The sequence below is a fragment of the Niallia sp. Man26 genome (assembly GCF_022049065.2).
GTDB lineage: Bacteria > Bacillota > Bacilli > Bacillales > Cytobacillaceae > Niallia.
In genome coordinates this window covers 609478-630425 of the sequence record NZ_CP095744.1, presented here as the reverse complement: position 1 = coordinate 630425, position 20948 = coordinate 609478, and the positions used below count along the sequence as shown (strand labels likewise).

Below are 20948 nucleotides of genomic sequence, written 5' to 3'. Positions count from 1 at the left end.
AAAATGAATCTTGAACTCGATTTTGGTTACTTTATAGAAATTTTTCCGGCGCTATTGAAATTAATACCATTCACCTTATTTCTTGCTGTCATATCCATGTTCTTTTCTGTTATTGGCGGCTTAATACTTGCTTTGATTACTAGGTCGAATATACCTGTTTTAAAGCAGCTTGCAACCATTTATATTTCTTTTTTCCGTGCAATTCCAACATTAGTACAGCTGTTTTTAATCTATTACGGATTGCCGCAAATCTTCCCAGCTCTAACTGGAATGACCGCAGTTACAGCAGCTATTTTGGGACTCAGCTTAAAGCAATCGGCGTTTTTAGCGGAAATTTTCCGAGCAGCATTAAACTCTGTCGATAAAGGGCAAGTAGAGGCTTGTTTATCTGTTGGAATGACGAGGGCACAAGCTTTGCGCAGGGTCGTATTACCACAAGCAACTCGTAATGCGATTCCAGCGAGCAGCAACGTTTTTATTGGTCTAATTAAAGAGACTTCCCTAGCTTTTACATTAGGTATCGTTGAATTATTTGCACAAGGAAAGATATTAGCAGCAAGCTCCTTAAAATTCTTTGAAACATACTTAGCATTGGCATTGCTTTATTGGATTCTAATTATAATAGTTACTTTAATCCAACAAGTAATCGAAAAGCGAATGGAAAAACCGTATATCAGTTAAAGGAGTCTTACTATGATATCTGTAAAAAACTTGAAAAAGAGTTTCGGTAAAAATACCGTTTTAAATGGTGTTGATTTACACGTCGATCGTGGCGATGTATTGGCCATTATTGGACCGTCTGGATCAGGGAAATCAACATTACTACGCTGCTTAAATTTATTAGAAGTACCAGATGAAGGCACTATCCATATTGGAGAAACAAATGTAGATGTAGCTAAAATGGGACGAAAAGACGTCCATAATTTGCGACAGGAAACAGCGATGGTTTTCCAAAACTATAATTTGTTTAAAAATAAAACAGCTTTGCAAAATGTAACGGAAGCACTAATTGTTGCCAAGAAAATGGATAAGCAAGAGGCAGAGAAAATTGGTAAAGAGCTGTTAATAAAGGTAGGGCTTGAGGATAAATTCCATCAATATCCGTCTACATTATCTGGCGGTCAGCAGCAGCGTGTCGGGATTGCCCGTGCGCTTGCTGTAAACCCGAATGCCATTCTGTTTGATGAACCAACATCTGCCCTTGACCCTGAATGGGTTTCTGAAGTACTTCAAGTTATTAAAAATATTGCTAAGCAAAACACGACAATGATTATCGTTACACATGAAATGAAATTTGCTGAAGAAGTAGCAAACCGTGTCATCTTCATGGCAGACGGAAATATTGTCGAGGAAAATGATCCAAAGGAATTATTCCATAATCCAAAAAATCCACGAACGAAACAATTTTTAAAAACACTGGAAAGAGATGAATAATAATCATGAAAATGTCTCATGAACTATTAGAAGACTTAATTGGAAAAAGAAGATATTTACATGAAAATCCAGAGCTTGCTTTTGAAGAATTTAATACAACTGCTCATATTAAAAAGTGGTTACAAGAACACAATATATCCATTCTACCTCTTGATTTAGAAACAGGTGTTGTGGCGGAAGTTAAGGGTGCGTTTGCTGGACCGACTATTGCAATCCGCTCAGACATTGATGCCTTGCCAATTAAAGAAGAAACAAAGGTACCGTTTAAATCGAAAACAGACGGAAAAATGCATGCATGTGGTCATGATTTCCATACTGTTTCCATATTAGGAGCGGCGATTCTTTTAAATGAGCAGAAGGATAACCTGCACGGAACAGTGAGATTTATTTTCCAAGCAGCAGAGGAAGTTGCCCAAGGCGCGAAGCTTGCTGTCGAAAAAGGAGCATTAGAAGGAGTTTCTTCTATTTTCGGAATGCATAATAAACCGGATTTGCCAGTAGGTACTATTGGTGTAAAATCAGGGGGATTAATGGCAAGTGTCGATAAATTTAAGATTAATTTCCATGGTGTAGGCGGGCATGCGGGTATTCCTCATAACGCGATTGATCCTATTGTTATTGCTAGTCAATATGTAACCTCTGTCCAAACTATTATTGCTAGAAGACTGAATTTGTTTGATAATGCGGTCATTAGTATTACAAGTATCCATGGAGGAAACACATGGAATGTCATTCCTGACGTTGTAATGCTTGAAGGGACAGTTCGGACATTCCAGCCTGAAGCACGAGCAGCGATTCCTGGTCTAATGAAAAACTTAGCAGAATCGATTGCTCAAGGAAATGGCGGTTCTGTTGAGTTTATTTGGGATGATTATTTACCAGTAGTTAATAATGATGCCAACTTGGAGGAAATTGTTCGCGCTACTGCTGTCGAAGCTGGCTATAATGTTGTCGATGCTGTGCCTAGTGCCGGTGGAGAGGACTTTGCGTTTTATCAAACATACATTCCAGGCTTTTTTGTTTGGATGGGTGTAGATGGACCGCAGGAATGGCATCATCCACAATTTGATTTAAAGGAAGACGCGATTAAAGTTGCGTCTGAGTATTTTGCTAATCTAGCAGTAAATGTATTGAATAAGAAATAATGATGTCGGCTAACTGTTTTGAACAGGACGGTTTTTGAATAAAAGTAAATGCTTCGCAAGCGTAAACGACGAATTTATGTTTGCGAAGTACTGTTCTTCTAGTTATGATCTTTCTTCTGCAGATAGAAGAAGGATTTTATTTTTGTCAAAAGGGTTAAAAAGCAAAGGAGGAAAATCAACATGAACGAACAACCAAAAAAGGTGAAATTAGGTTTGTTTCTAGCTGGAACAGGTCACCATGTTGCTTCATGGAGACATCCACATGCTGTACCGAATGCATCTATGAATCTAACATATTTTAAAGATATCGCACAGACTGCAGAAAAAGGGTTATTTGACCTATTATTTTTAGCAGATAGCTTGTCTGTTGATGAAAATTCACATCCAAACATTCTAACTAGATTTGAGCCAATGACGTTGTTAGCCTATTTAGCGTCTGTAACTAGCCGTATAGGCTTAGTTGCAACAGCATCCACTACATATGAAGAACCTTTTCATGTTGCTCGAAAGTTTGCATCATTGGATCATATAAGCGCAGGACGTGCAGGTTGGAATGTTGTTACGACATCACTAGCTTCCACTGCAGAAAACTTCAATAAGACAGAGCATTTAGAACACAGTGCCCGCTATAGAAGAGCAACAGAGTTTATGGAAGTATCCAAGAAGCTATGGGATTCGTGGGAAGAAGACACATTAGTGATTGATAAAGAGTCAGGACAGTTTATTGATACAAGCAAGTTTCATCAAATCAACCATCAAGGTGAATTCTTCTCTGTTAGAGGGCCGCTAAATGTATCAAGATCGCCTCAAGGTCATCCAGTCATTGTACAAGCAGGGTCATCAGGTGATGGTCAGCGATTCGCAGCTAAATATGCGGAGATTGTCTTTACTGCTCAAGCAAATAAAGAGGATGCAATTACCTTTTACAATGACCTAAAAGGTCAAATGGAGATTTTCAACCGAAAGAAAAGCGATGTAAGTATTATGCCAGGATTAATGCCTATAGTAGGAGCGACGGAAGCAGAAGCCCAAGAAAAATATGAAGCATTGCAAGAGTTGATCATACCTAAAGCTGGACTTGCTATTTTAGGCAGATACTTCGGCGACATAGACTTTGCAGGCATTTCGCTCGATACAACATTTACAGATATCAAACTTCCAGAGACTGTTAATGCTATCCAAAGCAAGCATGAAATGATACTAAAGAAAGCAAAAGAAGAAAACTGGACATTACGTCAGACTTATCAGTGGGTAGCAGGTTCGCGGGGACATCATATAGCCATTGGAACCCCAACTCAAATTGCTGATAAGATGGAAGAATGGGTTAGAGACGGTGCTGCTGATGGATTCAATATCATGCCTGCGCTTTTGCCAGATTCACTAACAGACTTTGTTACCTATGTCATTCCTGAACTGCAAGCTAGAGGAATCTATCGAACGGCGTATGAAAGTAATACATTACGAGGGAATTTAGGATTAGGGCTGCCGGTAAATTCATACTCAGAATAAGTTATTATCGAATACTTCAAGTAATTATTGAGATAAGGATTAAGAGGATTCTAGGGTGACTGTTAAGAAATTGAATATATATGATAGTAGTTTATTGAAACTCATGCCAGGTTACTTGGTGTGGGTTTAATTTTTATTGAAAGAGGGATTAGTCTGTTTTTATAATATTTAAATTCATTCTAAGAGTGATTAACGCTTGTTCTTAAGTGTAAGCTCATTTATTTATTTGCGTGTAACTGTGTATTTAAGGAATTAGTGTATATAGAAACTAAAAAGAGTGAAATTATTTAATCATAATACTTAAAAAAGAGAGCTATACTTTTGGCTATTTCCCACACTTGTAATTTGCAGGAAAGTCAAAGATGGTAGGTATCCCGAACCAACTATACCATAAGGGGCGCAAAACTGCGTATATTATCCTATATAAGCTGAAAAAACCTGCAGATGAAACACAAATTTAAAGTGTTTCGACTACAGGTTTAAAATACAGCCTTCATTTTTTCTACACATCACTTTTCCATTAGTGAATAATTTCGCTTGATCTAGCTTTTTCTGCCGTTTTTTTCGTAGCATTAGCAAGTGGTTTTTTCAGGAAAACGGCAATTATTATTGCAACCACACCAAACAGGAGCAACATGCTTACAGTATGAAAAACTGTTTCATTTACCATTCCACCAACTGTTTCACGTAATAAGTTAATTGCATACGTAAATGGCAAGAAAGGATTTATGGCTTGGAAGAATGGTGGAGCAACTTGAATCGGGAATGTTCCACCTGCACCTGATAGTTGTAATACAAGGAAGATGATGGCGATTCCTTTTCCGATATTACCGAAAACCGAAACTAATGTATACACAATAGTCATGAAAACCATGCTGATAAGAATACTGGACAATACAAAAGCGGTTGGATTGGCTACATAGGCTTTTAAGATGAATATATCTCCTAATGTAACAATCAGACTTTGAAATAATCCAATCGTTAGAAAAGTTAAACCTCTACCAAAATAGATTTGATTAGAAGTATAAATTCCTTCTGGATCTCTGACATCCACACGCAGCAAGGAAATCAGTAATAATCCTCCAACCCATAAACTTAGTGTTGTGTAGAATGGTGAATTGGCAGACCCGTAGTTAGGTATTGGAAATAGAGAATGTTCATCTAAAACAACTGGGTTTGCCATAAAATCACTTTCTTCATTAATATCATTTTTTAACAGAGAGATAATTTCACCAAGATCATAATTATCTTCAAAATCCCGAATAGAATCTGCTGTATTAGTAAGGGTGTCCTTTAGGCCTGGTAATTCCTCTCGAACTAGATTTGCAACCTTATGAACAGAATCTTCCAATCCCGGCAAATCATTTCTAATGATGGACGCAACCTTAGAAAGTTGTTTTTCTGCTTCAGGAAGGTCATTACGCACAAAGTCCGCTGCTACATGCACTTTCTCTTCTAAGGATGGAAATGTGTCTGTATAGAAGTCTGCGGCTTTATCTATTCCTTCTAAAACATCATCAATATTATCTTGAAAGATGCTAGAAACTTCTTTAACCTCTTTTTCAATTGCAGGTAGATTGTTTTGAAGTTTTGATAAATTTTCCTGTGCAAGAGTGAGAGAATCCTTTGTAGTAACTAAAATTTCTTTAAGTTTCGGTAAGTTCTCTTGAGCACTTTTTAAATCTTCCCCAGCATTTTGTGTCGCTTCTTTCAGTGCATCTAGGGCATTATTAATGCTAGGTGCTGTTTGCGTATCATAACGATTAAGCATTGTAGTGCTCAGATTAATAGCTTCTTGAGATAATGTTAACAACTCTGTTGCTTCTTTATTTTCTTGGATAGTACCAAGTAATTCTTTTTCTTTATTAAAATTTGTTTGCAAAGATTGCAAGTCCGTTATTTCTTGTTGTAGTGTTGACTGCCCATTTGTAGTAGCAGTGTTTAATGTCGTAAATAAAACAATGGAACGATTTAGGCTGTCTATACTTGTTTGTACTTGTGCCTTTAATAGGGACGCTTTTTCTGTTATTTCTTGATCAGATAGTGAACCACTTTTAACTAAAGATGCATACTGATGTACAGCATCCGCTGTTTTTTGATATAAGAGCAGGTTTTGTTTATACACAGGTCCTATTGTATTAAAAGCTTCCTGATTTTCTTCCATAAAATCAGGAAGAGCTTCTGCTATTTGTTGCCCATTAGTAATGCCTTGTTCTATTTCTTCTAAAGAGCCACTTGCAGTTGTAATAAATTCTTGCATCTTTTCGACATTAGTGACAGCTTTTGAAACAGTATCACTAATTTCGGAAAAATGAGTTTCTAATTCAGTTACTTTTCCTGCAACTTTTTCGATTTCAGGAGCTTTTTCCTGAAGCAGAAGAATACCTTCGCCTACTTTTTCAAGTTCTGGTAGTTTTTCTTCTAATAACAAAATATTTTCAGATGCTTCATTTAATTGTGGAATAGCTGATTCTAACGCTAAAAGTTTTTGCGCTTGTTCATCTATTTCAGGAATTTTTTCCTCTAGATTTAAAATCTTCTCAGATAAAGCATCCATTTGAGGAATATCACCCTCTAGTGTGAAGATTTTACTTTCGATATTACGAATAGTAGGTAGCTCTTCTTCTAATTTAATTCCCGCATCATTAAAGATAGTCAGAACAGATTCGCTGACTGTTTCCACGAAGCTTTCCTTTACAGACTGTACAATAGTGGAAGCACCGCTGGAAGTCATTTTTGGAGCAATGGCATTCAATTTCTCGTTGACCGTATATTCAATTTCAGGTTTTATTTGTTTATCCTCTAACACCGTACCTATTTTCTCAGAAAAGTCATCCGGTATATAGAGACTTGCGTAATAAGTACCTTTTTTGACCCCTTCATCAGCTTCTTTTTTGCTGACAAATGTCCAGCCAAGCTTATCATTCGCTTTTAAGGTTGCAACAATCTCATCCCCAATATGAACTTCCTTATCACGAATAACAGCCCCTTCATCCTCATTGGTTATAGCAATCTTAATTCCGCTTGTGTTGGAATATGGATCCCAAGAAGCCTTCAAGTTAAACCAAGCATAGAGGGAAGGCAATATCATTAATGCAATGATTAAAAATAAAGCAACAGGAGCTTGGAAAATTCGTATCCAATCATTTTTGTAAATAGTAAATATGTTTCTCAATGGCTTAATCACCCTTTGTTCATTATGCATGAATATTTATTATATGGATTACTCTACCATTTCATTCTTTGTTAAATTTTATATGCTGTCAATCAATTTTTTGAAATAATAATAAAATAGGACCAGTACATATGTATTAGAAACCATATAATAAGACTGCATTTAGTGGGTTAATTCAAGAAATTTTACCTGAAATAAGAGGGGGGGAAGACTTGTATTAAATAGAAAATGGTAGGAATATAGTTTAATATAAGATTATGTTAATAATGGGTATTTTTGCTATAATAATTTAGAAAGTATAAATTGGTGGCAAAAAACGAGGAGCTTTTAGCGTGATTGATTTGATTATTGGATTGTTAATAAACGGTTTAGCAATAGTAGCATTTTTAATTTTAAATAAATTTAATGCTAAAAAAGTAAAATTATCAATAGTAAGTTTTATATCAACTATAATTTTTGCTGTAGTTCCTAGTGTAGGTCATCGATTTGAAAAGAGCTTTGGAGATTATTATTTTGGTTTTCCTGCAGATATTCCAGTTTATCATGGTGGAATGCTGTTTTCAGTTATCTCGTTTGGGCTTTTATTTATCTTTTATTGGATGTTTAAACTTATAGTCAAATTAGGAGTTTTTATAAGACCTGTGAAAAAAGGAAATATTGGTGATATTTAAAAGGAGCTGCTGCGGCAGCTCCTTTTCTTATGTAACAATCCTAGTTTTTTATTTCTTGGATCTTTTAATATTCAAAGGTAAAAAAATCTTTATGTAGATTCAACACATTAACTCGAAAAAGAAAACACAAACATCAATAATTAACATTATGAATTTTGATAATGATAAATATCTGAGTTGAATTATTGGTTATTTAAAATAACCTATGTTATTATTAATTTGAGATATCGCAATTCAAAATATATAAAAAGGGGATTTAAACATGAATTTTAAAGACAAAGTTATTATTGTAACAGGAGCAGCAGGCGGTATAGGGAAAGAAGTAGTGAAAAAAGTAGCGAATGGTGGGGCAAAGGTAGTACTAGTTGATTTAAACAAAGAAGCAATTGAATCGGTACAAGCAGAGCTTCAATTAACGGAAAATAATAGTTTAGTTGTACAAACTGACGTATCGAATGAAGAGAATGTTAAAAATTATGTAGACCAAACAATTGCTAAATTTGGTCGAATTGATGGTTTTGTTAATAATGCAGGAGTTGAAGGACCAGCTAAACTAATTGAAGAAATAACAGAAAAAGAATTTGATTTTGTCTATGGTATTAATGTTAAAGGTGTGTTATTTGGTCTTAAACATGTTTTGCCTGTGATGAAACAACAGAATGCTGGCTCTATTGTTAATACATCATCTGTAGCTGGGTTTACTGGAGCACCAAGTATGGTATTATATAATTCATCCAAACATGCTGTAATGGGTATTAATAAAGTAGCAGCCCTAGAAGCAGCAACCTATAATGTCCGTGTGAATACTGTTAACCCAGGTGTCATTAATACTCAAATGATGCGTAATATTGAATCCAATGTTTCAGAAGATGCTGAAGCTGCAAAACATGCATATAATGATGCTGTTCCGATGAAACGATATGGTGAACCTGAAGAAGTGGCAAATGTAATTGCATTTTTACTATCAGATGAATCTTCTTACGTTACTTCATCTTCTTATACTATTGATGGTGGTTTATATAACGTTTAAAATAATAAATATTGAAAAAGCAAGCAAAAGGAGTAGATGTATTTCTACTCCTTATTTTGTATTACTTTCTTATGTCACAAATATGGCAGCATTCCTGTAATATATGCAAGACCATTTCTTATGGAACAGTCGGACTGGATAGTGACAGAATGTTAGTTAGAAAACTACGTAACAGGCACTGTTATATAAAGGATTGGCAAGTACATCACAATTTACCTTTAGATGATGGAGGAACAAATGATTTTGTTAACTTAGTACTGATAAATAATGATACTTTTCATAAATCGGTTACTAATGAACAAAACTCTTTGAATAAAGGCTTATCACCAAAACAAAGTATTACAATAAATTGACCTATGTATAAAGATGAGATACACCCGCCAAAACCTTTTGAAAGAAGGGAAGAGTAGATATGTTCCAATGGACGAAATTTTTGGACGATATTAGAAAAATAGAAGAAAAGTATGGTTCTTCACTTAGAAGTCCAGTAGCAGATGCTGAAATTATTAAAATGAATCATAAAATTAAGGATGAATTAGGCGATGTTGTATTACCTAGCTCGTATATTGAATTTCTAAAGAACATAAACGGATTAGATTTTAATGGTTTAGTAATATATGGTGTTGATGAAAACTTACTTGATAGAGAAGTAAAAGAAGACATCCATGGGTTTATTGAAACTAATGAGCTTTGGCATGAAAATGATTGGCAAAAACAGTATATATTTTTTGGTGATTCTGATACAGCATGGTATTGTTATGATCAAAAAGAAGGTTTATATGTTGAACTTGATAAGCCTTCAGGAACTTTAATGGAGTCATTTGAAAGTTTTGATACTATGTTAAGTAATGCTCTTGAAACCACTCTATTGTGATGAGAATTTTAGATTTATAAGGATAAACTTCCGCATCAACATATAGTACCAAACCCTATAATATTACAAATAGAAAGGAAAAAATCACTTGATTGCATTTTTTGCAACAAGTGATTTTTAATATAATTTTCGAATTAAACTCACCAGCTATCTGGAAAGAGCAAGAAGTAATTTTTCCATTGCAAGGGAAATCAATATTAAGTATCAAAAAAGTAAAAAGGAAGCAGGTGATGTGGTTTGGTATTTGAAACAAAAGATTAGCGTGAAACTAACTATTATGCTAACTCGGTAGTTTAAGGAAGAAGGATACTAAAAGAAAATCGTAGGAGGTAAGCCTTGTATATTTAACCACTCCAACAAAAAATACAAAATCAATTAAAATCCTTCATGTATTGGCGAAAATGAGGGGAAAGTTAAAGTATGGCCTGAGTACATTTCATAGCATGTGTAGTTTGAAAAAGTTCATATACATTGGTCATAACTAATACCTGTTACTGTTATTAGAACAGAAAAAGAAAAAACAAGTTCCCCCCCTGCCACTGTTCATCGTTTTATAAACAATTAACTGAAACAGCGCCATTTTATTAAGGTACTATAGTGGTAGCATTCGGGTATTAAATCAAGAAAATTTTTTCTTGTGTTAATGCAATAGATGTTGAAATCCCTTTTATTATACCAAGACATATATTTTATACTTCATGTTCATAAACTCTCTAATGGCATATAAAGAATTGTTTTGTACGAATAAATTCTTAAAAGGAGATTTCTTCATGAAGGCGATAATATATGAAAAATATGGAACGACAGATGAACTTGAACTCAATGAAATAGACATTCCGTATCCTCAGAATAATGAAGTACTGGTTAAAGTTCTTGCTGTATCCGTAAATTCGTGGGACTGGGATCTATTAAGAGGTAAACCGTTTTTAACCCGTTTGGGGGGAATGATAAAACCGAAACACAGGATACTGGGAGCGGACATATCTGGCAGGGTCGAAGCGGTTGGCAGTCATGTAAAGCACCTTGTAGCAGGAGATGAAGTATTTGGGGACATATCTTGGTGTGGCTGGGGCGGTTTCGCAGAGTATGTGTGTGTACATGAAGATGCAATGTCCATAAAACCAGCTAGTATGACATTTGATCAAGCGGCCGCCATTCCGCAAGCAGCTGTGCTCGCCTTGCAAGGATTACGTATTGGCCGCCAGAATACAAAAAGGCAAACTGTTTTAATTAATGGTGCCGGTGGGGGAGTGGTGGGCACGTTCGCCTTGCAGCTGGCAAAATTACATGGTCCTGAGGTAACCTGTGTGGATAGCACCCAAAAGCTTAATATGCTAAAGTCATTAGGGGCAAATTATGTCATTGATTATAAGAAAGAAGACTTTACCCAATTGGATAAGTCGTATGATTTAATTCTCGATGTTGTTGGTACGCGGTCCATATTTAATTGCAAGCGAGTATTAAATCCTAATGGTACATATGTTATGGTTGGAGGGTCGTTATCACTAATCATGCAATTATTATGTCTAGGGCCTTTGTTTGCAAAAACAGAAAATAAGACGCTGAAAGTTCTTGTACATAAACCAAATAAGAAGGATCAAGATGCTTTAACAAAACTTTATATGGAAGGTAATTTACTACCTGTAATTGATAGACGGTATAATCTAAATCAAGTGAAAGAAGCTATACGCTACCTTGGTGAAGGACATGCAAAGGGAAAGATAATTGTTAGTGTGGTAGATAATATTCAAACCTGAAAACGTTCATCCTATCAGATGAACGTTTTTTATATAGAGACTTAGTTTATACTTTAAAGATAAGCAGGAGTATGACGTTAATTTGTTTCTGGGAGAGTTAATATGAACAAACAAATGTATTTTGGAATCAAACCTTATTATGTGTGCATAGAAGAATTTATTGTAAACCCAAAACCTAAAAATGTATGGCAGCTTTCATACTCAAACGAGGATATAAAAGAGTTATTCATTTTAGTTTTCACTCAGCTTAACCAATTTCCTTTGTACGTAACATTTGAATATTACGATGATGATTATTCTAGTGCAAAAGAGGAGTTAGACAGATTGGGTTTAGAATATTCCCATATATTTATCCCTCAACAACGTGCTCGTAGGATGACTTATGATGAAGGCCTCAAGGATTTTACAGAGGTTTATTTTGATATATTATTTTTTACTGTTAAGGTTACAGATTCAAAGCAGTTTAAACATCTAGTTAATGAATATCTCATCCCTTACCATCATTTTATTGTTTCAAACCAAGATAACATAAGATTTGGACCCTGCTTTTATAAAGAGGATAGCATTACTTTTCATATGGATGATACATCTACCTTTGGAGTAAAAGGGTATGATATATGTTTAATTTCTTTTTTTTCTAACCATTATTTAAATACAAATGACTTTGTTAAGCTATTTTCTAAAGAGATAGATATAGAAATGGATATTGATGAAGATGAAGAAGAATAACCATAAGTGTTAGTAATCTCATTTCTGCAAAGTTGCTGCCTCACAGCAACTTTTTTTATGGGATTACTTTTGGCAGGATATTATAAGAAGGTAAAAAAACAGCTTCATTCCGAAAAAAGAGTGGGGCACTGTATAATTTTCTAATTCCTTATAAGAAAGTTATGGTGACATTGAAGGTTTGTTTTAAGCTCCTCGCTCATTCTATCTGAATCATAGGCACAAACAGACAGAATTCCCTTTCTACTGACTATTATTTCAGCTTCCTTTTCAGACTCTGTTAATTTGTTATGTATATAACTAATATCTCCCCATTCTATATGGGCCCAGCTACGTACACGAAATTCTTGTTCATTATAACCCTTATAAAGTCTAGGAAGATAATCAAAAATAGAATTGCATGCAAAATCTCCGTTTGCAAAGTAGAAGTCATAATTATTGATGAATTTAACTTTGCTAATTTGACTTTCATTCAATAGCACAGCAAGTTTTTTTTCTATCGATGGAACAATCCGATCATTCTCAATGATTAAGGAATATTGGTTATGATCCAATCCAGAGATAACAAAATCAATAATATTATTTATATAAGCATTTATATCTTCGAAGAAATATAATACATGACCTTCTGTAAGGTCATTGAGTTGATTGATAACTTTGACATCCCGCTTCTCCAAATTTATAACCGCCTTTAATGGATTAAGTTGTTAAACAGAGGTAAAGTAACGGCCTGGTTATTACTTTCAACAGGACAAAGCCAATGATTATTCTGTTTATACTTACTTACTAAAATAACATTGGTATAAGGAATTTAATAGTAAAAGTACTTATAATGAGTAAATAGTTATAGGGACGATTTTTTATGAGGATTATATTGAAAATTTAGCGTAGAACTATCGATTATGAAAGGGAAATCCTTAAAAGAAGAGGCAATATTTGAGCTGCTAATATTTCTGTATTCATTATGATATGATAATGGTTAAGCAAGAAAATTTACTTTCTAAAATAAATTCAAGTTTTAAAATGGTGTATTAAAAATTAGCTGTTACATATCAATTTATCGACAAATGAGTTTTCCGATAAATAACAATTAGAGAAGTGGAGTGAAGCTTTTATGAAGTTTGGCTATAAGTATGAAAATGTTACTTTAAAAGAGATAGAAAGACCGTTAAGTGATTTTAATAATAATACTGTTGTTCTTTCAGATGAAACGATAAATCAACGTAAAAATAGGCTTTTAAATAAAATGAAAGAACATAATATTGATACGGCGATTATATATGCTGACCGTGAACATGGTGCGAATTTTGAATATCTCACAGGTTTTATACCGAGATTTGAAGAAGCCTTGCTAGTTATAAGTCAAGATGGAGAAGCTTACTTATTATTAGGGAACGAAAATCTTAAGATGGCAAAATTTTCACGATTAAAGGCAGAAGCAATTCATGTTCCTCACTTCTCCCTTCCAAATCAACCGATGGAAAACAGCATGAATTTTGCAGATATTCTTAAAACTGCCAATATAAACGAGCAATCAACGATTGGGCTTGTAGGCTGGAAACTGTTTACTAGCAAGTATGATGATAATAAACAGTTATTTGATATTCCTTATTATATTGTGGATTCGTTAAAACAAATTGTTGGCGATAGTGACAATATTATTAACTGTGCAGAACTTTTTATTGGGCAAGAGGGAGTTCGAATAGTAAATAATGCTGATGAAATATCTTATTATGAATATGGTGCCAGTTTATCATCAGATTGTGTATTAAAAGCAATGGATGAAATAGAGCTGGGTAAAACAGATATGGAGCTTGCTAGTTATTTATCTGTTTATGGCCAACCGCATAATGTAACGAATATTTTTGCAACAGGAGAACGATTCACAAATGCTGTTCTTTATCCGCAAAATAAAAAAGTTCACCTAGGAGATAAGTTTTCCATTACTACAGGATATAAGGGTGGTCTAACAAGTAGAGCAGGTTATATTGTAGCTGATCAAGCAGAACTACCGGAAACTGTAGGAGACTATTTAGAGAAAGTGGCAAAACCCTATTATACAGCTGTTGTAGCTTGGTTAGAAAATATCAAAATTGGTTTAAGCGGGGAAGATATGTATAACTGCATTCAAAATGTCCTGCCTAAGGAACAATTTAATTGGTCATTAAACCCAGGCCATTTAGTAGCGGATGAGGAATGGATGAGCTCCCCAATATACCCAGAATCAACAGCGAAAATACGAAGTGGTATGCTGTTTCAAGTAGATATTATTCCGTCTGTTCAAGGCTATGGTGGTGCTAGTGCGGAAACAGGAATTGCGCTGGCAGACGAAGAGTTAAGAAAAGAAATACAGGAGAACTATCCGCAATTATGGGATCGGTTTGAAAAACGAAGAGAATATATAAAAAATGTACTAAATATAAATTTACATCCTGAAGTTTTGCCTTTATCAAACACGGTAGGCTATTATCGACCATTTGCTTTAGCTAAAGACAAAGCATTAATTTATAAAAATTAAGATGAATGATATATTCCTTTTGAGATGAGGAATAGCTTTTCATTACAGTTGCCAATGGCAACTGTTTTTTTTATCAGAATCATCTGTAACGCATTTATTCGGGGACTAAAACCAACTTTCGTATAATATGGTAGAGCAAAGCTAGTAAACAAAAACGATTAAGGTTGATCGGTTAATGGGGCCTTAGAAGGAAAACTTTTTATGGAGGTTTCCTTCTATGTTATATAAACATAATTACCCAGTAAAAGATATACTTCTTTTTTACCTGCTACTTTGTAAATCGCAAAAATTAGCGTTCACATTTCGAGACTTAGAGTAATAGTTTAATTATCCCTATCTATGCTAGAGTTAAAATCATTAATCTTTTACAACTAGTCCCATTAAGGCAGAAAATTGAATAGCTTGATGAGTAGAAACGGTACAACCATTTAAATTATCAATGGAGACGATAAGCGATTCAAAACTAGACGAACTAATGTCTATCCCTTTAAGAGGTGTTTGTTCAAAATTCGCACCATCAAGGTCACATAATTCAAACTCTACCTTTTTAAGTTTACATTCATAAAAATCACTATTCTTTAGAGCGGCTTCTTGAAATACTACTTTCTCAAGTTTCGAATGCCCAAATGCAGCCAAATTTAATATGCTATTATTAAATTTCACATTACCAAGACTAGACTCTGGAAACGTGGTTCCTAATAATTTGCAGTTAGTAAATTCAACTCTATGGATAGAGGATCCACTTAAATTAGCATTGGAGAAATCACAATTCTCAAACACAACATCCGTAATAGAGATATTACTAAAATCAGTGTTAGTGAACTTACAATTCTTTATTAAAGCCTTGTCTAGCCGAACCCTGTTTAAGGACTCATATGTAAAATCTGAGTTTGTTATTGTACACATTTCCAATATGGGATCTTCCTCATAATAAATATCACTAAAATTCTTCGCAGGTAATTCTAGTGAGATTTTAGGTGCTGCAATCTTCATAAAGCAACCTTCTTTCATTATATTAAATAGGTATTAACTAGCGAGAAGTATAGCATATCCAATAATACCTAGCTAATTATAATGTTAAATTTCTTGTTAGCTTATTTTGTAAAAGAAGCTATTAGCATCCTAGATGCTTATATATGTAGAAAGGAATGTAAATCTTCGCGTATAGAAAAGGGTTAATGGCTAAAGAACCACAAAAAGGCTATTTAGCTTAATCCAATTCACAGAAGATGGATATATTTTGAGAACCAGCTCATGTAGATGTATCTAACAAGTTCCATTGCGAGTAATTTCTGTAATATGAACTAATTTTATCGAAAAAGGATGTTTTTTAATCTCTACGAAACCGCTCTCATAAATGTATAAAATCTCGTATTTTTCTGAACAATGTAGAACCTTTTCGCCTACTTTGTACATATGATCACTCCTTTTTTTCTTCATCATTACTAATAGAATTGCATACTTCTAAGAACTATTGCAAAAGTATTTTTATTTAGTAAATAGGATGAAAAGAGGAGAGTAAAAAATGGTAAAATATCCTATAAGTTTTAACACTTACATTTTGTAAAATTTGTAGAAAGAGCTTCGTAAAACATATACTATATTTAAGCAGAGTCCTCAGGCACTTTTTTACTTAAGTTATTGAAAATTGGTAACGTTTTTGAAGATGTACTGCCGTACTATACGGTACATCTTATTTATTGTAGGTAAATACCTATACCTTAATAATTAAAAATAATAAGATATATTGTCAGCCAGTAATTAAACTTTTTTCTTTGCTCCACTAATACAATTTTTGTCAACCTTCTTAGGTTGACCCTTTTACATAAATGTCAGTAAATTTAACGCTGCATTTTTATAAAATGTACAATGTATAATAAACAATATTAGCTATAAAGTAACAGGAGGATCTATATATTTGTTGAATATAATCGGTTTTTTACTATCCATATTGACAATACTCTTGCTAATTGTTTCTTTTATTTATTTAATAATCTACTTTTTGAATAAGAAACATTTTCCCAAAAAGCTACTACTTGTCACTTTGACAAGTTCACTTCTATTTATAGGAGTACTACTATATGGGATTTATTTTTTTTCGTTTGATAATATTAATAAAGATTATACCCAAAAAGGACCTGGACCGTTATCGTCACCCACAGAAAAGTATACAGCTAATGCTTTTTATGAACTATATGGAGGCGCTGCCGGAGGAGTTAATGTATGGATTGAAGTCACTAATAATGAGGAAAATAAAGTGAAAACTATATATTATAGTGATGCAAAATCTACTTTTTCTATGCATTGGAAGGATGAAGATACTTTGTATATTGTAAACAACGATCCTGAATATCCAAATTCAAATAGAAGCATTGAATTAGAAGTTGATAAAGAAATTTATCATGAAAATGGTTTGGCTTGTACTAGTTGGCTCATGAAAGACGAATTTGAGCAATGTTATCAAAATTGACTACACCTAATGAGTATAACGGGTTTTTTCTAATCAAACAGAAGCTAAAAAGCTTAGAAAAACCGACGACTGTAAGTTGTAGTTGAAAAAAGTTTTCATTCCGTACAAAGATGATTTTTTGGGTGTTTATTATATTAAGATATCGTTAGCTCTCTTTGGTTTAAAGGAGAGTTTTTTAATTAGAGCACATAAAAACCAAGTATAAGGTATTTAGATATCAATGAAATAGGACAGCGTATTAAAGGGTAATATTATATTTAAAAAACGTTATTGTTCTTGTCACTTTCTATTTTTTATTAAATAATTATTAGCAATGCTTGACAGAAGGCTAAGTAAGTGTTAGTTTATAAAACGTAATAATTACGATTTAATTTTACATAAAAATAGGAGGGGAAAAAATGAAAAAGTTATATCTTAGCTTATTTAGCATGTTATTAATTAGTGTTCTTTTAGTAGCATGTTCAGGAACAAAAAGTGAGGAAGTAGATGGAGCAGGGGCGAAAGAATCAGAAGTACAGGAAGATGAAGTGAAAAATATAGATGATGCTCCAGAAGATATAAAAATTGAAGGAATTGGAGATCATTATCATACCGGTGATAAGATTGAGTTAACTGCAGTTTTAGATAAAGAAACAGAATCTGGACATTGGCACTGGTATAGTAGAGAAAATGCCAAGGAAGAATGGAAAGTAGTTGAAGGGCAAGAGAGCGAAATCTTTACAGCTGAAGCAACGGTTAATGGATTAGAAGTAAAAGCTGCTCTGTTTGACAATGACAACAAACCAAGTGCCCAATCAGCACCAGCTAAAATTGTCATTGATGATCATCATGGAACTGACGAAGAAAGTAAAAAAATATATCAAGGATATTTTGAAGATAGTCAAGTAAAGAACCGTGAATTGTCTGACTGGGAAGGTGACTGGCAATCTGTTTATCCATATCTTTTATCTGGAGATTTAGACGAGGTATTGGAACATAAAGCAGAAAACGGAGATATGACAAAAGAAGAATATAAAGAATATTATACAGTAGGCTATAAAACGGATGTTGACCGCATCCTCATTAAAGACAATGTTGTAACTTTTTTTGAAGGTGACAAGGAGTATTCAGGAAAGTATGAGTCAGACGGATACGAAATTCTTACCTATGAAAAAGGGAATAGAGGAGTGCGTTTCATTTTTAAATTAGCAGACGGAACAGAGGACATGCCTAAATACATTCAATTTAGTGATCATGGTATCTTTCCAGCTGATTCCCATCATTTCCATCTATATTGGGGAGATGACAGTGAGACATTGCTAAAAGAAGTCACTCATTGGCCAACATATTATCCTTCTAATCTAGATGCAGCTGGTATAGTGCGTGATATGTTAGCTCATTAATAAATATTGAAATTATTAAGTTATTAATATACTAAGTTTGAATTAAATTCTAAAATCTAGCTTTTAAATCGTAATTATTACGCTTTATTTGGTTGTTTGGAGGTTTATAACGCAAATGAAAAAAAGTTGGTTAATTTTCATTTTGATGATGTCCACTTTTCTTTTTGGGTGTCAAAATGCAGAAGAAAGCAGTACGAATGATGAGAAGCTTTCTGTTGTAACATCATTTTACCCTATGTATGAATTTGCTCGTCAAGTTGCAGGAGATCGAGCGGATATAAGTTTAATGCTATCAAATGGAGAAGATCCCCATCACTATGAGCCAAGTGCAAAAGATGTCGCTCGTGTCAATGATGCAGACGTTTTTGTATATAGCAGTGAAGAAATGGAGTTTTGGGTAGGAAGCTTATTAAAGACGATTGAGAACGATAAATTAGTGATAGCAAGAACGGCAGATGGTGTTGAATCAGAGCACCATCATGAAGATGAACATGAAGCATCTGATGAAGATGCAGAAGGTATAAAAATTCAAGGTGTTGCAGATCATTATCACACTGGTGATAAGATTGAATTAACAGCAGAATTAGAGGATGATTCAGGTTATGAACATTGGCACTGGTACACAAGAGAAAGTGCTGATAAAGAATGGGTTACTGTCCCGAATCAAGGCGGACCTGAATTTAATTATGAAGCTGCAGGGAAGAGTTTTGAAGTTCGAGCAGTATTGTATGATGATGCTCACAATGAATTTGCCGAGTCCCAACCAGTAGAGATTGTTATTAATGATCATGGACAAGCTCATGGAGACGGTGAAGAAGCTGATCATCACGATAACCATGGAAGTGAAGAAAGTGCTGGACCAATAGAGATTATTGGCTTGGCAGATCACTATCATACAGGCGATGTCGTTACACTTGTTGCTGAGCTGCAAGAAGAAACTGACTATGAGCATTGGCATTGGTATACTCGTGGAAGTGCTGATGAAGAATGGGAAGCAGTGTCAGGACAAGGAACTGATCATTTTGAGTACAAAACAACTGGTGAAAGCTTTGAAGTAAAAGCAGTACTTTTTGATGATTCTCATAATACATATGCAGAATCAGAGCCAGTATCGGTTTTAATTGATGACCATGAAAGCCTTGATCCACATATTTGGTTAGATCCATTATTGGCACAAGAGCAAGTAAATATTATTCGTGATGCACTCATTGAAGCAGATCCAGATGGAAAGGACGATTACGAAAAAAATGCAGCAGCTTTTAATAAGGAACTTCAAGCAGTACATGAAGAATACCAGGCTGCGTTCGAAAATGCAGAGAACCGTGTTTTTGTCGTACAACACCAAGCTTTTGGATACATTGCGGAGCGATATAATCTAAAGCAAATCGCAATTGGCGGTTTATCTACAGAAGTGGAACCGAGCGCATCACGTATTGCAGAAATTAGAGACTTAGTGAAAGAAAATGATGTACCAGTTATCTATTATCAACAAGGTGCTAACTCAGCAATTGCAGAAACAGTAGCAGCTGAAACAGGAACAAAGACAGCTAGTCTGTATGATTTAGAGGTTTTATCTAAAGAATTACAAGATAAGAAATTAGGCTACGTAGCAGCGATGCGTGAAAACTTGAAAGCTTTACAGTTAAGTATTAAATAATTATTCAAAAAAGGAATTGCTTTTTCATAAGCAATTCCTTTTTTATTCGCATAATCTGATGAATTAACAGGAATGCCTCTGACGGGATTCGAACCCGCACTCCTTTCGTAAGCATAGGCTAGGGGGAACACGCTTCCCTACGGACTTTCACCGGCTAGGAATTTCACCTGCCTCAGCTATTTCTGCTTTTCGGTGCTTCTGAAACCCTTGCCTTGCGACCCGGTACTAACAATGTTTTCCGGCGCTCTTCCCTTCTATAGCTACAGAGGCGAAAATAAATTATTATTTAAATGTATCATGATTATACCACATTAAAAAGGAATAATATGTAATAACTTTCTTGCTGTTTTTATATCCTTATTTTGATAAAATCGAGTAAAATAGCTCAACTTAAAATGAATAATGGGAAGATATAAAATGAAAAGATATAAAGTGAAAAGATATAAAATGAAAAATAAAAGCAGAATAAGAGAATTTTTAAAAGAGAGCTTTTTCGAGGTAGTAGGTGAAGTGATTTGGAATATCTTAATGTTTATACCTAAAATGATAATCCGCTTAATAGGTCGCTTAATAGATAACATTTGGTGAAGTGGTTAATAA

17 protein-coding genes are annotated in these 20948 nt (G+C 34.2%); 14 read left to right on the top strand and 3 right to left on the bottom strand.

The genetic code is table 11. The annotated features are described in order from the left end of the window. The first annotated feature begins 3 nt into the window (after window positions 1-3). The 4 genes from L8T27_RS22700 (at window position 4) to L8T27_RS22685 (ending at window position 4088) form a co-directional block, all read left to right on the top strand. Complete coding sequence (locus tag L8T27_RS22700) at window positions 4-681, top strand: amino acid ABC transporter permease (RefSeq protein WP_233314911.1); 678 nt, start codon at window positions 4-6, stop codon at window positions 679-681. A gap of 12 nt (window positions 682-693) precedes the next feature. Continuing rightward, window positions 694-1434 (top strand): amino acid ABC transporter ATP-binding protein, encoded by a 741-nt coding sequence (locus L8T27_RS22695; protein WP_233314912.1) that lies wholly within the window; start codon window positions 694-696, stop codon window positions 1432-1434. Window positions 1435-1439: 5 nt separating this feature from the next. Beyond that, window positions 1440-2579, top strand: a complete 1140-nt coding sequence (locus L8T27_RS22690) for an amidohydrolase (RefSeq protein WP_481858873.1) — start codon at window positions 1440-1442, stop codon at window positions 2577-2579. 180 nt (window positions 2580-2759) lie between these two features. Further along, a complete protein-coding gene (locus tag L8T27_RS22685) occupies window positions 2760-4088 on the top strand; it encodes an LLM class flavin-dependent oxidoreductase (RefSeq protein ID WP_237943131.1) in 1329 nt (442 codons plus the stop codon). A gap of 520 nt (window positions 4089-4608) precedes the next feature. Here the strand turns inward: L8T27_RS22685 and L8T27_RS22680 are convergent. After that, window positions 4609-7263, bottom strand: coding sequence for a YhgE/Pip domain-containing protein (locus tag L8T27_RS22680; RefSeq protein ID WP_237943129.1), 2655 nt, complete (start codon window positions 7261-7263; stop codon window positions 4609-4611). A 332-nt stretch (window positions 7264-7595) separates the two neighbouring features. On the opposite strand from L8T27_RS22680, the gene L8T27_RS22675 reads away from it, so the two are divergent. The 5 genes from L8T27_RS22675 to L8T27_RS22655 all read left to right on the top strand — a co-directional run bounded on the left by L8T27_RS22675 (window position 7596) and on the right by L8T27_RS22655 (window position 12324). Further along, the gene (locus tag L8T27_RS22675) at window positions 7596-7934 is read left to right on the top strand and encodes a hypothetical protein (protein ID WP_237943127.1); all 339 of its coding nucleotides are present in this window, start codon (window positions 7596-7598) and stop codon (window positions 7932-7934) included. 262 nt (window positions 7935-8196) lie between these two features. Further along, window positions 8197-8964: an SDR family NAD(P)-dependent oxidoreductase gene (locus L8T27_RS22670; protein WP_233314916.1), complete on the top strand. Its 768-nt coding sequence runs from the start codon at window positions 8197-8199 to the stop codon at window positions 8962-8964. A gap of 412 nt (window positions 8965-9376) precedes the next feature. After that, window positions 9377-9838, top strand: a complete 462-nt coding sequence (locus L8T27_RS22665; protein WP_233314917.1) for a YrhA family protein — start codon at window positions 9377-9379, stop codon at window positions 9836-9838. A gap of 770 nt (window positions 9839-10608) precedes the next feature. Further along, a complete protein-coding gene (locus tag L8T27_RS22660) occupies window positions 10609-11595 on the top strand; it encodes an NAD(P)-dependent alcohol dehydrogenase (protein ID WP_248574501.1) in 987 nt (328 codons plus the stop codon). 102 nt (window positions 11596-11697) lie between these two features. Further along, window positions 11698-12324 carry a hypothetical protein gene (locus tag L8T27_RS22655; RefSeq protein WP_237943123.1) on the top strand — a complete coding sequence of 209 codons (627 nt, stop codon included), beginning with the start codon at window positions 11698-11700 and terminating at the stop codon, window positions 12322-12324. 140 nt (window positions 12325-12464) lie between these two features. Here the strand turns inward: L8T27_RS22655 and L8T27_RS22650 are convergent, their stop codons facing one another. Then, window positions 12465-12998: an MEDS domain-containing protein gene (locus tag L8T27_RS22650; RefSeq protein ID WP_237943121.1), complete on the bottom strand. Its 534-nt coding sequence runs from the start codon at window positions 12996-12998 to the stop codon at window positions 12465-12467. Between the two features lie 437 nt (window positions 12999-13435). Here L8T27_RS22650 and L8T27_RS22645 point away from each other — a divergent pair, with 437 nt between their 5' ends. Continuing rightward, window positions 13436-14839 carry a M24 family metallopeptidase gene (locus L8T27_RS22645; RefSeq protein WP_237943119.1) on the top strand — a complete coding sequence of 468 codons (1404 nt, stop codon included), beginning with the start codon at window positions 13436-13438 and terminating at the stop codon, window positions 14837-14839. A gap of 357 nt (window positions 14840-15196) precedes the next feature. On the opposite strand, the gene L8T27_RS22640 is transcribed toward L8T27_RS22645, so the two are convergent. After that, window positions 15197-15832, bottom strand: coding sequence for a pentapeptide repeat-containing protein (locus tag L8T27_RS22640; RefSeq protein ID WP_237943117.1), 636 nt, complete (start codon window positions 15830-15832; stop codon window positions 15197-15199). Window positions 15833-16757: 925 nt separating this feature from the next. Between L8T27_RS22640 and L8T27_RS22635 the strand changes: the two genes are divergently transcribed. From L8T27_RS22635 to L8T27_RS22620, 4 genes are all read left to right on the top strand, one after another. Next, on the top strand, window positions 16758-17309 hold the full coding sequence (locus L8T27_RS22635; protein ID WP_233314922.1) for a DUF5412 family protein: 552 nt from the start codon (window positions 16758-16760) through the stop codon (window positions 17307-17309). A 398-nt stretch (window positions 17310-17707) separates the two neighbouring features. Then, window positions 17708-18691: a metal-binding protein ZinT gene (locus L8T27_RS22630; RefSeq protein ID WP_237943116.1), complete on the top strand. Its 984-nt coding sequence runs from the start codon at window positions 17708-17710 to the stop codon at window positions 18689-18691. 115 nt (window positions 18692-18806) lie between these two features. Then, window positions 18807-20348 (top strand): metal ABC transporter solute-binding protein, Zn/Mn family, encoded by a 1542-nt coding sequence (locus L8T27_RS22625; RefSeq protein ID WP_237943114.1) that lies wholly within the window; start codon window positions 18807-18809, stop codon window positions 20346-20348. A 417-nt stretch (window positions 20349-20765) separates the two neighbouring features. Then, window positions 20766-20936 carry a hypothetical protein gene (locus L8T27_RS22620; protein ID WP_233314925.1) on the top strand — a complete coding sequence of 57 codons (171 nt, stop codon included), beginning with the start codon at window positions 20766-20768 and terminating at the stop codon, window positions 20934-20936. Window positions 20937-20948 lie beyond the last annotated feature (12 nt).